This window comes from Enterobacter cloacae complex sp. 2024EL-00227 (genome assembly GCF_043945315.1).
Classification (GTDB): Bacteria; Pseudomonadota; Gammaproteobacteria; order Enterobacterales; family Enterobacteriaceae; genus Enterobacter; species Enterobacter roggenkampii.
The window spans coordinates 20,828-31,613 of sequence record NZ_JBIMQP010000023.1; the positions used below are offsets into that span (position 1 = coordinate 20,828).

Genomic DNA, 10,786 nt, shown 5'->3' on the forward strand with positions numbered 1-10,786 from the left:
ATTACCATGCAGGTAATACTATCACGCCCGCGAAGATGTTACATGACTGGTATCGGGTCTGGTCGCTGATTGTCTACGCGGTTCAGGAAATGGGTCACCACGCCGTGCACTGTCGTGTCGTCCAGCGCCTCGCCTTCCAGAGCTTCACCGTCAGGAGTGATCAGCGCCTTGCCCTGCACAATGGCGAACTCCGTGCGGCCGCAATACGATATCAGCACGGTATCACCCGGATGTGGTTTGTGCGAAACGTTGATGATTGCGTAGCCCGCTGACGTCTCGATGGTGCGGCAGTTGCCGTCGTATCCGCACAGGCTGGTGATGGTGAGCGTTGCTTCTGCGTAGTCTTTTGCCGGAGATGGAAAGCCCATAATGGAACCTCACATAAAAATACTGTACATTTAAACAGTATAATCATGTGAGGATTTAGTCAACCCACCGTGACCTGTCACACGGCAAGTTTCGTTTCGTGCCAGCCCTGGGTAACCCAGCACGCCGAATCACCGGCGCATGGGCAGGACTTCACCGGCAGTCTGTCGCCGCACTTGCCGCACCGGTTGGCGCTGATAGCTTTGATGCGGCCGCGCACCCGAGCATCATCCTGGCGGATCAACAGAGCAATGTACTCGCTCAGTTCGTATGGGTCACGCCCGGGGCGACGCCCTGCACAGTTTCGCGCCAGCATCTCCATTTCCTGCTCGTCGAGCACCAGCTCCAGCTTGCGTTCACCGGCTTCAGCCTGGCGTGCGCGCTGCGCTGCTTTGCGCTCTGCTGCGGTCTTAGCCATTTTTACCACCCATAATTAATTTCAACATTGGCTTTGAGTAATCTCTGGGTGGCATTCCCAAAGCTTCGTTAACATCACAACCATTCCCAAGCATATAGGCTCTGTGCATATACCATCCTGCATTGTTCGGATCGCGCTCAATGCGATCAGCGAGTTCTTGCAGGACCCTGAAATCAGCGTCAATCCTGTCCATCCCACTCTCAAGATTCTCCTCAATAGGGGTTGCCAGATACTTGCGGAGCATCCGGTACGCCTGCAGCGCAAAATCCTCTTTCAGCGAGCGCGGGCCGGATTCCAGTTCCGCGATGCGGGCGGCCAGCGATTCCTGGGTTACGTTAACCATGATTCCGCTCCCGCTTCATTCTGGCGATCGGATTGTTCCACGCGTCAATATCCTCCTGGATAAGCTTCCCCTTGCCTTTGCAAAGATCGCACTTTGCCAGAAGGCCGAAACACTCAGGGCACTTTACGAATGGCCCAAATTCTCTCTTCCATGAGAGTACGCGAGCATTGGTGATTATTTTGTTTAAATCATCCATCACCCCACCTCTCTCAGTTTCAGTTCATCGGCTACGGACTCAGGAACCACCACCGGCATCGGCACGCGGATAACTTGCTTTTTGAGCCTGTCGATTTCCCCGGCAAGTTCCAGCAGACGGGAGCGGCAATCCTCTGCCTCCTCGCGCCACCAGGCCACGTCGGCTTTAAGGCGGCGCAGGCGCCGCTGTTTGAGTTTGCTTACCATGGCAGCCATCCCATTTGCTGAAGTGCACCGATGACCAGCAACACGAACATTACTGCGTCGAATGGGTTAGGCATTTTTGTATTCCTTAGGGAGACGATATTGCTTAGCCATCCAGTCATCACACTTCATTTCGGTTATGAAATCAGGCAAATCTCCATAGTCGCAGTTAAATAGCCACCATTGATCGCCCATGCTTTGAGGAATAGCGCGCTCATACGTAATGCCAATCTCACGCATCACCTCTTGTGGCTGTCTGTCTTCTCCAGCATAAGCAGCACCCATACAGTCATAGCGCAAGTGTTTCACGACTTCACCTCCCGCTGCGGTGCTGCTGGTAGTGGCATCCAGTGGGTTACATCCTGGCGAATCGGCACGATTCCGTAGGTGTCATCCCATCGACCCTCGAAATAATACAGAGTCGATATGTCACCACCCTTAAAGCATGCGAGAACCTCTTGTTCTGAATTTTCCTCAGGCATCCGCTCACTGCAAGCCACCCAACCATCAGGAGAGTTTCCATCGGCACCATGAAGCATGGCGGCGAACTCCTTCATGCCTGCGTCATGCTCAGCACGCTGTTCCGGTGTCATAGCTTCAAGTTCTGCGTAATACTCTGCGCGCCGCTGTAACGCATCCAGCATTGTTCTGGTAGGCACGCCTTTCCCGAATTTCAAACCAGGCTCCAGCATCACTGGGCATGGCAAGGTTTCAGGGTAATCAGTCACAGATACCGGCACTGGCGGGGAAGTGCGATACAGAAGCACATCACCCATTTCTGTTCTGGATGCCGGCCACACGTCGGCATCAGAGCCGGATTTGAGATAATCAAGATTTGACTGGTCGATGACGCACACAGCCTCCGCTTCGAGCGATGCCAGCGCGATACGCAGCGCTGCCAGAACATTTGCGTGATCATCATCCAGATCTCCAGGGAACAGGTCACGGTGCTCTTTCATTTCAGCAATTGTCTGCTGGAGCCATTCTTTGGTAATAATGCTCATGATGCCTCTCCTTTACCGGCCGCGGCGATTATCTTGATGCCATGCTTTGATAGCTCTTTGTTTACAGAATCAATATGGCAATAAGCGCCACTTTTGAACGAAGAGCCTTGCTTGAAGTCGAAGAACGAATATGGAGGCAGATTAATTTCCCGCGCCTCCAGCTCAGCAATCCGCTTCTCTGCGGCTTCCGCGCGAGCCTCCTGTTCATGCGCCTCCTTCCATCCAGCATTCGAGTGTGTTGCTGTTGCCTCCAGCTTTTCTAACGCAGTCAAGCAATCGGCCAGCACCATATCGACATCGGTGTCGAGTGGCGGCACATGCATACTGGCGCGGCCTTTGGTGAAGTCGCTCAGCGCCTTTTCAATGCGCTCTTTCAGCGTCAGCGTCTGTTTGTCGATGTTGCTCATTGGGCGGCTATTCATCGTTATTATCCTCACTGCAAAAGTGGCGACCTTCTGGGTCTGTGCTTATGTGCCCGCAGATATCGCACTCTATGCCTTCACCACCAGGCCATTCTTCCATATCATCTTCATGCTGGCAGTTACGGCACAGCTGCTGTCCTTTCCACATATCCTCTTTGCAGCGCGGGCAACGGTCTAAATCTTCATCTCTCATTCTCCACGATCCTCGCAGGTGTGTGTCTCTGGCTCATCAGCCTTGTAATAACCGCCGCAGATGGTGCATTGCACCATCGGGACTTCGTCGTAATGAGAGGTTCCGGTAATCATGACTGCACTCCTTTGCGAAGCTCTGATGCGAAGTCACCGCAGATAGTTGCTGCCATATCAAGACCGACAAGTTCGTCCTGATAGCAATTAATAATTGCGTTGCTAATTTCCAGGCAAACGTCATCGACCGCGCTGGCACGCACTTCAGCCAGGAAAGCGTCTGTCGCCGGGGTTTTCCCGGATTTTCTCTCGATGGCACACTGCAATCCCTGAATAGCATCTACCACACGGCTGCTCTCAAGGTATGTCTTGCTGCGGTACACATGTTTCATGATGTCGGTATTGCATTCCTTTATCACCGCATTCTCCGCAGCCAGCGCATTACTGCGAGCCAGTTGCACATCCAGCTGAGTAACAAGATCGCTGATCAACTGCGCCACGTCGCGCACATCGACGGCGCCGAATGATGCCTTCAGTTCTGCGGCCTGGTCATGCCCACGCTTAACCAGTTCACTCACATTGCAATCCATATTTACCCCCGCTTACCCGTATAAGTTATTGATTACGTTGATATCCAAAAGGATCGTTATTTGACGCCAATCCCGAATCTTGCGATTAACAGCGCATCCGCGATGGCCTGGCCTTTCGCTTTGGCATCCAGTGCCCTGAGTTCCGGGTAAAGCTGAATGGCCCTGCTGCGCGCTGCGTCCTTGTCGCTGCCGATAAGTCCGGCTGACTTCTTCCAGGCCTGAGGCGTTACCAGCGTGTACGGAATGTTGAGCCCCTGGAGGATCCCCTCCGCTACGCCAGCTGCATGCCCGAACGTGAACATGCTCGCCGTTCCCTGCCCTGGCATTGCTCCGACCTGCTCAAGGTACGCATGAGTGATTCCGTACCGCCTAACCCATGCAGCCACCGCCGCGCCGTTCACTCTGGACTTTGTGCCGACCTTGATGGTTGGCATTGCCAGATGGTCGATGTATCCGCCCTGTTCAGTTACGAGAACCAGCGCGCCGCTGCATCCCGGGTCAATCCCTAAAACTGCCGTCATGATTTACCCCTTAGGTAATTTAAATTCACATTAGAGTTAAAATCAATAGCTATGCGCATATTTTGTTACCTGCAAGGTAATTATACAGGCGTAAAAAAATGCGCTGCCGCGCCGGTGCTACCTGATGAGTCCTGCCGCCTTCCCTCGCCGGTATTCCTCCATCAGCCACTGGGCCGGTGTAAGTCCTCCCATGGTGGCGGCGTTCGGCATACATCCGAAGCTCTTGCCGGGAGGGTGGTAAGCACTCCCACCTGTTTCCGCTGGAGTTTGTATCGGCTCTGGTTTCGCCTGGATGCTCAGAACCGGATCCGGAATCTGGTGACCGGCCGCCACTTTCGCAGCCCATTCCTCCAGCAGTTTGCGCGCATGCTTCTCGACTTCAATCTCGCTCAGCTGGCGCTGATACATCGCACGGCGGGTATCGCACACAATCCAGTACATGACCGGGTGGCGCCACGGGAACCGCTCCGGGCCGCCAGGCTGGAGGCTTTTCTCTTTGGCGTAGCGGTGAAATTCTCCCATCACGTCCTCGATGCTTACGCCCAGCACCATCTTGCTGTCCTTGCACCACTTGATGAACTGACCGGGCGACGGCCAGAACGGTGATTCGCTGGCGCGGGCATGGCGCATTCCTGCCGATACCTGCTCGCGTGTACGGATCCCACCTTCAGCGAATGCGGCGATCCACTGGCGCTTCGCGTCGGTTTCCTGCTGCACGGTCTTCAGGTTGGTCTGCTCAGCTGCCGGGAAGAGCTGCTTAAGCTGTTTAAACAGGGCATCGACGAGACGCTCTGCGCTGATGTTAACAACGTTGTCCTGCTGATCATGGTGATTGTCCGGCCCCATCATGCGAGCCATGGCACCAGCATCACGATTCTGAATTGCTGCGAATACGTTATTCATAAGAAATCCTTCCAGCCCTCAGGGCTGTTCCAGTGTGGTACGTCATCGTCAGAGCTGTCACCGCGCTTTCCTGCCGCTCTTTTTCTCCTGTTCATCAGCAGTCGGGCAAACTTCTGCTCCCACTGCACGTGTTGCATCACATTGCCTTCCGCCATCCAGTAGGTGATGAATTCAATCAGGTCTGATTTCTTGTACCCGTCTGCAGGAAGTGCATGACCCCACATCCTGGCGCGCATGACGAAGTCATCTGACGGCTGCCAGTTTTCATGCATGGTGAATTTGCCGATCGGTTCCCCGATACCTGAAACGACAACGGGAGGGATTTGAGTTTCTTCGCGCGCAGAGAGAGGGGTTTTACTTTCCCTGATCCCTGTTCCCTGATCCATTCCTAATGGTACTTGTCCGGTATCTGTACCGTACTCATACGGAATAAGAGGTAAGCATCTGATTTTGCTTTCTTTTGGCTTGTTTACGACCTGATGTTTGAGGAAGTTTGTAATTGCCCCAAATTGCTTGCCATCTGAGGTGGAAAACATGGACAAATAACCACAGTTGGAAAGCTCCTGTATCAGTACCGGAATAGGAACGGACGGTTCACGGATGGGAAATACAGCCGCTTTTATCAGTTTAGGGTTGGCGTTGAAGTACCCTTCATCGTCGGCATAATTCAGCAAGCCAATCGCTAAAAGGCATGCCGGCTCTGAAAGCTCAGCCATATCCTCGTCTGTCCAGAACTCAGGCTTAATTGTGCGGATGCGCGCCATCAGATCACCTCCGGCACGTTGCCTTTCGCAGCTTCATCCATAATCCGTTTAATCTCAGCCTGGCGCCTGCGGTTTGACTCCATGGTGCATTCCACACAATGACCGTTGTAAACCCAGCGCTCGCTGTCATGGCCTCTCTTACACTGCTTCCCGGTGTAATAACGCTTCAGTCCAGCCTTCGCAGCTGACATACGAGTAATAATTTCCACACTTCACCTCAGATTCTGGTTATGGTTACGATGATTTTGTGCGATGGCCGAAAAAAGATCAACCATATTCGGATCATTATTACCTGAGAGGGCTGAATAGATATGAAAAGACCGCCAGAAGGCGGTCTGATGGGGTTTTGAAGGAGGTTTTATTCGTAGAAGAAGATAGCCAGTTCCGGCTTTGTTCTGACCCACCCGCGTTGTTTACATGCCTTAAACAGCCCATTCATCAATGTCTTACCGGGCATTTTCCGGCGGCCTGTCAGATGCGTCTGGATGTAATGACTGGTCGTTCCGGCCTCGTCAGCAAAGGCATTTCGCTCATCAGGAGTGAGTTGCAACCAGTGTTTTTTGAAGTCGAATTTTTCGTTCTCGCTCATAGCTATTGCCTGATATTAATTTCAGATAACAAATATTCACCCAGAAGGTAATAAAAATCAAGGTTTGTTACCTGTCGGGTGCATTTACCTGTGAGGTAAATTCGCTTTTAATTGAACCACTAACTAATTCATATATGAGGCGAATCACCAGAGCATGAAAAGTATTCAGGATATCCGCAGGCAGAATATTAACGATATCATCGACCGTGACTTTAACGGGGTGCAGACTCGTCTGGCGGAAAAACTGGGAACTCAGGCAAACCTGGTGAACCGCTGGGTCCGCGGGCAGAAGGTTGTCGGCGAAACGGTGGCGCGCAAGATTGAGAAGGCAGCGAACAAGCCGTCAAACTGGCTGGATGTCGACCACTCATTATCTGCTGTTGCCATCCCCCAGGAGGAGATCACCCCTTCCGACATCGGGCAGCTGGCGGCACATAATCTCGAAGCGTGGATGCAGAACAACCGCGAACTGTCCTCCCAGGGAAAGGTGTCGAAAGCGTCCGGAGTTGCCCAGGCGACAATCCAGCGCATGCTGAACAATGAGGTTAGTGTTTCCATCTCCACCCTGGAGGCGATCGCCAGCGCGTTCGGGCGCCGCGGCTATGAGTTGCTCATCCATCCCCGCGACCCGGCGACCATCCATTACGACAGGGCCCGCTACGCATTGTTACCTGAGAGCGAGAAAAGCAAGATTGAGAGCTATGTCGATTTTGTGATTGTTCATAACGGTAAATCACAACAGTAAAACTATAGATTTCAGACACTAAGCCGCCATTGAGCGGCTTTTTTATTGCCCATAAGATTACCTCTCGGGTAATTTTTTATAATCATACCTATTGACTTCAAACCACATAAGGATAATTATTACCTCAACGGTAACACTGAGGTAACGAATTATGCAGTGGAAAATCATCAACGGTTGGTACTGCGTTACGGCGTGCGGGCTGATGAGCACCAAGTGCCGCACTCTGCATGAGGCCATCAACTGGGCGTTTGTCACCAAGATGGCAGTCAAAACTGAAATGGATATGGGGGTGAGCAAGTGAACATCCAGCAGATTAATAACCTGAAAAAAATCATGACCAGTATCGACAGCGACTACCAGTTGAGTCAGCTGCACTACGAGCGCCAGGTAGAGCTGATCGACGCTATCAAGTACCACCAGCTGCAGAAACCTTTCTACGAGCTGGAGCGCAAAGGCGTGCGCACCGAGATTCTTGAAGAGCTGATGATGAGCCCCGAATTCGAAGAGGCACTCGCAGCGTACCAGGCGGCGCTGACCAGCATCATCGCGAAGTGGGATCTGGCTGACCAGCTGGACACGGCGAGGAACGCGGCATGAAGCCAGGCATTTATTTCGACATCAGCAACGAGGACTACCACGCCGGAGACGGCGTGAGTAAGTCGCAGCTGGATATGGTGGCGTTGAGCCCGGCTCTTTTGCAGTGGCAGAAATCCGCGCCGGTAGACACCGAAAAGCTTAAAGCGCTGGACATGGGAACCGCACTGCACTGCCTGCTGCTGGAGCCGGATGAGTTTGATAAGCGCTTCATTGTGGCTCCGCAGTTCAACCGCCGCACGAATAAGGGAAAGGCAGACGAAGCTGCTTTCCTCAAAGACTGCGAAGGCAGCGGAAAAATTGTGATGGAAGCTGAGCAAGATCGCCAGCTGCAACTGATGCGCGACAGCGCGATGGCTCACCCAGCGGCGCGCTGGCTTCTTGAAGCGGAAGGATTCTGCGAAGCATCGCACTACTGGAAGGATCCTGAGACTGGCGAACTGTGCCGCATTCGCCCGGACAAGCGCCTGAAGCATCACCCGGTTCTGCTGGACGTGAAGAAGGTTGCAGACATGGAGAGGTTCGCCCGCCACATCGAGGAATTCCGGTACCACGTTCAGGACGCTATGTACCGTGAAGGCGCGCAGCAGACCACCGGTGAGCCTCACGGATTCTTCTTCCTGGCGGTGAGCGAAACCATCGACTGCGGCCGCTACCCGGTGCGCGTGTTTGAGCTGGATGCGACAGACGTAGACGCCGGGCACGCACTCTTCCGCAGGGATCTGAATACCTACCACCAGTGCCGCGAAACAGGCGACTGGGGTGGATTTGAAATTATTAAACGCCCTGAATGGGCACGTAAACAGGATATGTACGTATGAGCAACGACATCGCAATCACATCGCAGCATGGCTCTACCGTTGGCACCGCTGCGGCAATCTTCAGCCCTGAGGGTATGGACCGCCTGGTGCGTTTCGCAACCCTGATGGCTGACAGTAAAGCCACCGTTCCGGCGCATCTGGCAGGAAAGCCTGCTGACTGCCTGGCCGTGACCATGCAGGCGGCGCAGTGGGGTATGAACCCGTTCGCCGTGGCGCAGAAAACGCACGTTGTTAACGGCACGCTGGGATATGAAGCACAGCTGGTGAACGCGGTTGTGTCTTCCTCCAATCTGCTGGCAACACGTCTGAATTATCGCTGGGATGGTGACTGGTCGCGCGTCAGCGGGAAAACCGATAAGTCGCCTAACCTGACCGTAACCGTGTGGGCAACCCTCAAAGGCGAATCAGAGCCGCGCGAGCTGACAATCAGCATGGCGCAGGCCGGTGTGCGTAACTCACCTCTGTGGGAGCAGGATCCTCGCCAGCAACTCGCATATCTGTGCGTTAAGCGCTGGGCGCGCCTGAATGCTCCTGACGTCCTGCTTGGCGTGTACACCCCTGACGAATTGCAGGAGACGGCGCCGCGCGTTGAGCGCGACATCACGCCGACGCCCGCTACCGCATCAGGCATGAACAAGCTGATCAACTCCAATCCTGAGCAGCACCAGGAAGAGAAACAAAAGGGCAGCGCTGACCGCGATCCAGATGAAATGCTGAAGGCCTTCACCGATGCCGCTGGCAAGGCGGAAAGCGTTGAAAAGCTGGATTTGATTTTCAACGGTGGCGTATGGCCAGACGGGAAAAAGCGACAGGGCGCAAAAGATGCGCTGTCTGGTAAATGGCTTGAAATGGCAGAAGACGTTTACAACGTTCGCCGCGATGAGCTGAACGAAGTCCCTATGTAATCACCACCGTGGCGCCGCGGCGCCACACCTGCAACCAAGAGAGGTATTTATGAAAGGTGCATTGGGTAAGAAAAAACTCCTTGAGGTGGTGCCACTGTCATGGAGCACGATCGAACGCCTGGAAGCTGCTGGCGAGTTTCCAAAACGCTGGTACATCACTGACCGTCGCTGCGCATGGACACAGGAAGAAGTCGAGCAGTGGCTTGAAGAGCGCAAAAAAAATAGCCCGGAAGTATTCCAGGGAAAAAAGCCACCGGTTGAACTGCGGAAGTACCGCCCTATGAAGGGTGAAGCAGTGAGTGCGGCAGCATGACGGCGCTGAAGAAGCATATCGGCAGATGGTCAGACGTTTACCTTTGTCTGGCCGTGGTCGCCTACCTGATGTGGCTGGCGGCGGTAATCAGTTGAGAGGTCTGGATCAAATGAAAAAGACGAAGCTTGAGCGCTATCACGAAGATTACGTGTCTCAGCGCCGTGTTGAAAGAGTGGTGGCAGTAACGCCGGAAGCGATGGAGATCGAAAGCCGGGCCATCGAGCGCGAGCGCCGCGGTCATTATCGCATCGCGGCCCGCCTCTGGCTCCAGTGTCTGGACGCCGCTGTTGGTGAAGTCGAGCGCGCCCGCATCGCGGTGCGCCGCCAGCAGTGCATCACCAAAGGTAACCGAACCCCGCACCTGGACTACAGCGGGATCGGATGTCGCGGGGTGGTGTATGACTAACCCACACGACAATATCCGCGTCGGTAGTATCACACTGGTTTATTCATCTCTGCGCCGCGGGTGGCTTGCACCCGGCGGCCAGGTTATCAGAAACCCATTGAAGGCTCAGCGCATGGCTGAGCTGATGAACAGAAAGAAGGTGGCGGCATGAACAAAGCATCACCAGTTGATTTGAGGAAAAGCTTGGAAATTGCTAATAACCTTGCGCATATCGGCATTCGGTTTGTGCCAATCCCGGTGGCGACAGAAGAAGAATTCCAGGTGATGGCTGCCGAACTTTCAATACGGCTTGAGAAAATGGCAGTCGAAGCAGAGAAAAACACCCGAGGTGCATCATGATCGGGAAATACACTCTTATCTACGCAGATCCTAGACTGGCCCCATGAATCTCCAGACAGTTGGTATCACTTAAGTTAGTGATAGTCTTAATACTAGTTTTTAGACTAGTCGTTGGAGTCCGAATGATTGATGTTTTAGGTCCAGAGAAGCGCAGACGG

The 10,786-nt window shown here is 53.7% G+C and carries 22 protein-coding genes; 9 read left to right on the forward strand and 13 right to left on the reverse strand.

Translation table 11 applies throughout. The features are described from left to right. Positions 1-38 precede the first annotated feature (38 nt). The 13 genes from ACHH0Z_RS23455 to ACHH0Z_RS23515 form a co-directional block, all read right to left on the reverse strand. Entirely contained in the window at positions 39-368 is a 330-nt protein-coding gene (locus ACHH0Z_RS23455; RefSeq protein WP_395149585.1) for a hypothetical protein, read from the reverse strand. A gap of 77 nt (positions 369-445) precedes the next feature. Then, positions 446-784 (reverse strand): hypothetical protein, encoded by a 339-nt coding sequence (locus tag ACHH0Z_RS23460; protein WP_395149586.1) that lies wholly within the window; start codon positions 782-784, stop codon positions 446-448. Next, positions 777-1,127 (reverse strand): hypothetical protein, encoded by a 351-nt coding sequence (locus tag ACHH0Z_RS23465; RefSeq protein WP_395149587.1) that lies wholly within the window; start codon positions 1,125-1,127, stop codon positions 777-779. Before ACHH0Z_RS23465 ends, ACHH0Z_RS23460 begins: the two co-directional genes overlap by 8 nt. 195 nt (positions 1,128-1,322) lie before the next feature. After that, positions 1,323-1,538: a hypothetical protein gene (locus tag ACHH0Z_RS23470; RefSeq protein WP_395149588.1), complete on the reverse strand. Its 216-nt coding sequence runs from the start codon at positions 1,536-1,538 to the stop codon at positions 1,323-1,325. A gap of 57 nt (positions 1,539-1,595) precedes the next feature. Continuing rightward, entirely contained in the window at positions 1,596-1,835 is a 240-nt protein-coding gene (locus ACHH0Z_RS23475; protein ID WP_202790867.1) for a hypothetical protein, read from the reverse strand. Further along, positions 1,832-2,530: a DUF551 domain-containing protein gene (locus ACHH0Z_RS23480; protein ID WP_395149589.1), complete on the reverse strand. Its 699-nt coding sequence runs from the start codon at positions 2,528-2,530 to the stop codon at positions 1,832-1,834. Before ACHH0Z_RS23480 ends, ACHH0Z_RS23475 begins: the two co-directional genes overlap by 4 nt. Continuing rightward, the gene (locus tag ACHH0Z_RS23485; RefSeq protein ID WP_395149590.1) at positions 2,527-2,937 is read right to left on the reverse strand and encodes a hypothetical protein; all 411 of its coding nucleotides are present in this window, start codon (positions 2,935-2,937) and stop codon (positions 2,527-2,529) included. The genes ACHH0Z_RS23480 and ACHH0Z_RS23485 overlap by 4 nt, the downstream gene beginning before the upstream one ends. Positions 2,938-3,254: 317 nt before the next feature. Next, on the reverse strand, positions 3,255-3,728 hold the full coding sequence (locus tag ACHH0Z_RS23490; protein ID WP_395149591.1) for a hypothetical protein: 474 nt from the start codon (positions 3,726-3,728) through the stop codon (positions 3,255-3,257). Positions 3,729-3,784: 56 nt separating this feature from the next. Next, positions 3,785-4,249, reverse strand: a complete 465-nt coding sequence (locus ACHH0Z_RS23495) for a crossover junction endodeoxyribonuclease RuvC (RefSeq protein ID WP_395149592.1) — start codon at positions 4,247-4,249, stop codon at positions 3,785-3,787. Between the two features lie 117 nt (positions 4,250-4,366). Further along, positions 4,367-5,152, reverse strand: a complete 786-nt coding sequence (locus ACHH0Z_RS23500) for a replication protein P (RefSeq protein WP_395149593.1) — start codon at positions 5,150-5,152, stop codon at positions 4,367-4,369. Beyond that, a complete protein-coding gene (locus ACHH0Z_RS23505) occupies positions 5,149-5,916 on the reverse strand; it encodes a DnaT-like ssDNA-binding domain-containing protein (protein ID WP_395149594.1) in 768 nt (255 codons plus the stop codon). The genes ACHH0Z_RS23500 and ACHH0Z_RS23505 overlap by 4 nt, the downstream gene beginning before the upstream one ends. Further along, entirely contained in the window at positions 5,916-6,125 is a 210-nt protein-coding gene (locus ACHH0Z_RS23510; protein ID WP_032634929.1) for a hypothetical protein, read from the reverse strand. Before ACHH0Z_RS23510 ends, ACHH0Z_RS23505 begins: the two co-directional genes overlap by 1 nt. A 149-nt stretch (positions 6,126-6,274) precedes the next feature. Continuing rightward, entirely contained in the window at positions 6,275-6,505 is a 231-nt protein-coding gene (locus ACHH0Z_RS23515; RefSeq protein WP_032634928.1) for a hypothetical protein, read from the reverse strand. Between the two features lie 154 nt (positions 6,506-6,659). Between ACHH0Z_RS23515 and ACHH0Z_RS23520 the strand changes: the two genes are divergently transcribed. The 9 genes from ACHH0Z_RS23520 to ACHH0Z_RS23560 all read left to right on the forward strand — a co-directional run bounded on the left by ACHH0Z_RS23520 (position 6,660) and on the right by ACHH0Z_RS23560 (position 10,628). After that, the gene (locus tag ACHH0Z_RS23520; protein ID WP_395149595.1) at positions 6,660-7,250 is read left to right on the forward strand and encodes a helix-turn-helix domain-containing protein; all 591 of its coding nucleotides are present in this window, start codon (positions 6,660-6,662) and stop codon (positions 7,248-7,250) included. 151 nt (positions 7,251-7,401) lie between these two features. Then, positions 7,402-7,551 carry a hypothetical protein gene (locus tag ACHH0Z_RS23525; protein WP_162843058.1) on the forward strand — a complete coding sequence of 50 codons (150 nt, stop codon included), beginning with the start codon at positions 7,402-7,404 and terminating at the stop codon, positions 7,549-7,551. Beyond that, positions 7,548-7,847: a hypothetical protein gene (locus ACHH0Z_RS23530; RefSeq protein ID WP_262794503.1), complete on the forward strand. Its 300-nt coding sequence runs from the start codon at positions 7,548-7,550 to the stop codon at positions 7,845-7,847. Before ACHH0Z_RS23525 ends, ACHH0Z_RS23530 begins: the two co-directional genes overlap by 4 nt. After that, on the forward strand, positions 7,844-8,665 hold the full coding sequence (locus ACHH0Z_RS23535) for a PD-(D/E)XK nuclease-like domain-containing protein (RefSeq protein ID WP_395149596.1): 822 nt from the start codon (positions 7,844-7,846) through the stop codon (positions 8,663-8,665). Before ACHH0Z_RS23530 ends, ACHH0Z_RS23535 begins: the two co-directional genes overlap by 4 nt. Beyond that, a complete protein-coding gene (locus ACHH0Z_RS23540) occupies positions 8,662-9,570 on the forward strand; it encodes a RecT family recombinase (protein ID WP_395149597.1) in 909 nt (302 codons plus the stop codon). The genes ACHH0Z_RS23535 and ACHH0Z_RS23540 overlap by 4 nt, the downstream gene beginning before the upstream one ends. A 49-nt stretch (positions 9,571-9,619) precedes the next feature. After that, complete coding sequence (locus tag ACHH0Z_RS23545) at positions 9,620-9,883, forward strand: AlpA family transcriptional regulator (protein ID WP_047362945.1); 264 nt, start codon at positions 9,620-9,622, stop codon at positions 9,881-9,883. A gap of 109 nt (positions 9,884-9,992) precedes the next feature. After that, positions 9,993-10,289: a PerC family transcriptional regulator gene (locus ACHH0Z_RS23550; RefSeq protein ID WP_032634921.1), complete on the forward strand. Its 297-nt coding sequence runs from the start codon at positions 9,993-9,995 to the stop codon at positions 10,287-10,289. Continuing rightward, on the forward strand, positions 10,282-10,440 hold the full coding sequence (locus ACHH0Z_RS23555) for a DUF1317 family protein (protein WP_395149598.1): 159 nt from the start codon (positions 10,282-10,284) through the stop codon (positions 10,438-10,440). Before ACHH0Z_RS23550 ends, ACHH0Z_RS23555 begins: the two co-directional genes overlap by 8 nt. Continuing rightward, the gene (locus ACHH0Z_RS23560; RefSeq protein ID WP_395149599.1) at positions 10,437-10,628 is read left to right on the forward strand and encodes a DUF1382 family protein; all 192 of its coding nucleotides are present in this window, start codon (positions 10,437-10,439) and stop codon (positions 10,626-10,628) included. The genes ACHH0Z_RS23555 and ACHH0Z_RS23560 overlap by 4 nt, the downstream gene beginning before the upstream one ends. Positions 10,629-10,786 lie beyond the last annotated feature (158 nt).

Coding starts and splice junctions, on each gene's coding strand:
- ACHH0Z_RS23455 (WP_395149585.1), bottom strand. CDS start 368: ATGGGCTTTCCATCTCCGGCAAAAGACTACGCAGAAGCAACGCTCACC.
- ACHH0Z_RS23460 (WP_395149586.1), bottom strand. CDS start 784: ATGGCTAAGACCGCAGCAGAGCGCAAAGCAGCGCAGCGCGCACGCCAG.
- ACHH0Z_RS23465 (WP_395149587.1), bottom strand. CDS start 1,127: ATGGTTAACGTAACCCAGGAATCGCTGGCCGCCCGCATCGCGGAACTG.
- ACHH0Z_RS23470 (WP_395149588.1), bottom strand. CDS start 1,538: ATGGCTGCCATGGTAAGCAAACTCAAACAGCGGCGCCTGCGCCGCCTT.
- ACHH0Z_RS23480 (WP_395149589.1), bottom strand. CDS start 2,530: ATGAGCATTATTACCAAAGAATGGCTCCAGCAGACAATTGCTGAAATG.
- ACHH0Z_RS23485 (WP_395149590.1), bottom strand. CDS start 2,937: ATGAGCAACATCGACAAACAGACGCTGACGCTGAAAGAGCGCATTGAA.
- ACHH0Z_RS23490 (WP_395149591.1), bottom strand. CDS start 3,728: ATGGATTGCAATGTGAGTGAACTGGTTAAGCGTGGGCATGACCAGGCC.
- ACHH0Z_RS23495 (WP_395149592.1), bottom strand. CDS start 4,249: ATGACGGCAGTTTTAGGGATTGACCCGGGATGCAGCGGCGCGCTGGTT.
- ACHH0Z_RS23500 (WP_395149593.1), bottom strand. CDS start 5,152: ATGAATAACGTATTCGCAGCAATTCAGAATCGTGATGCTGGTGCCATG.
- ACHH0Z_RS23505 (WP_395149594.1), bottom strand. CDS start 5,916: ATGGCGCGCATCCGCACAATTAAGCCTGAGTTCTGGACAGACGAGGAT.
- ACHH0Z_RS23515 (WP_032634928.1), bottom strand. CDS start 6,505: ATGAGCGAGAACGAAAAATTCGACTTCAAAAAACACTGGTTGCAACTC.
- ACHH0Z_RS23520 (WP_395149595.1), top strand. CDS start 6,660: ATGAAAAGTATTCAGGATATCCGCAGGCAGAATATTAACGATATCATC.
- ACHH0Z_RS23525 (WP_162843058.1), top strand. CDS start 7,402: ATGCAGTGGAAAATCATCAACGGTTGGTACTGCGTTACGGCGTGCGGG.
- ACHH0Z_RS23535 (WP_395149596.1), top strand. CDS start 7,844: ATGAAGCCAGGCATTTATTTCGACATCAGCAACGAGGACTACCACGCC.
- ACHH0Z_RS23540 (WP_395149597.1), top strand. CDS start 8,662: ATGAGCAACGACATCGCAATCACATCGCAGCATGGCTCTACCGTTGGC.
- ACHH0Z_RS23545 (WP_047362945.1), top strand. CDS start 9,620: ATGAAAGGTGCATTGGGTAAGAAAAAACTCCTTGAGGTGGTGCCACTG.
- ACHH0Z_RS23550 (WP_032634921.1), top strand. CDS start 9,993: ATGAAAAAGACGAAGCTTGAGCGCTATCACGAAGATTACGTGTCTCAG.
- ACHH0Z_RS23555 (WP_395149598.1), top strand. CDS start 10,282: ATGACTAACCCACACGACAATATCCGCGTCGGTAGTATCACACTGGTT.
- ACHH0Z_RS23560 (WP_395149599.1), top strand. CDS start 10,437: ATGAACAAAGCATCACCAGTTGATTTGAGGAAAAGCTTGGAAATTGCT.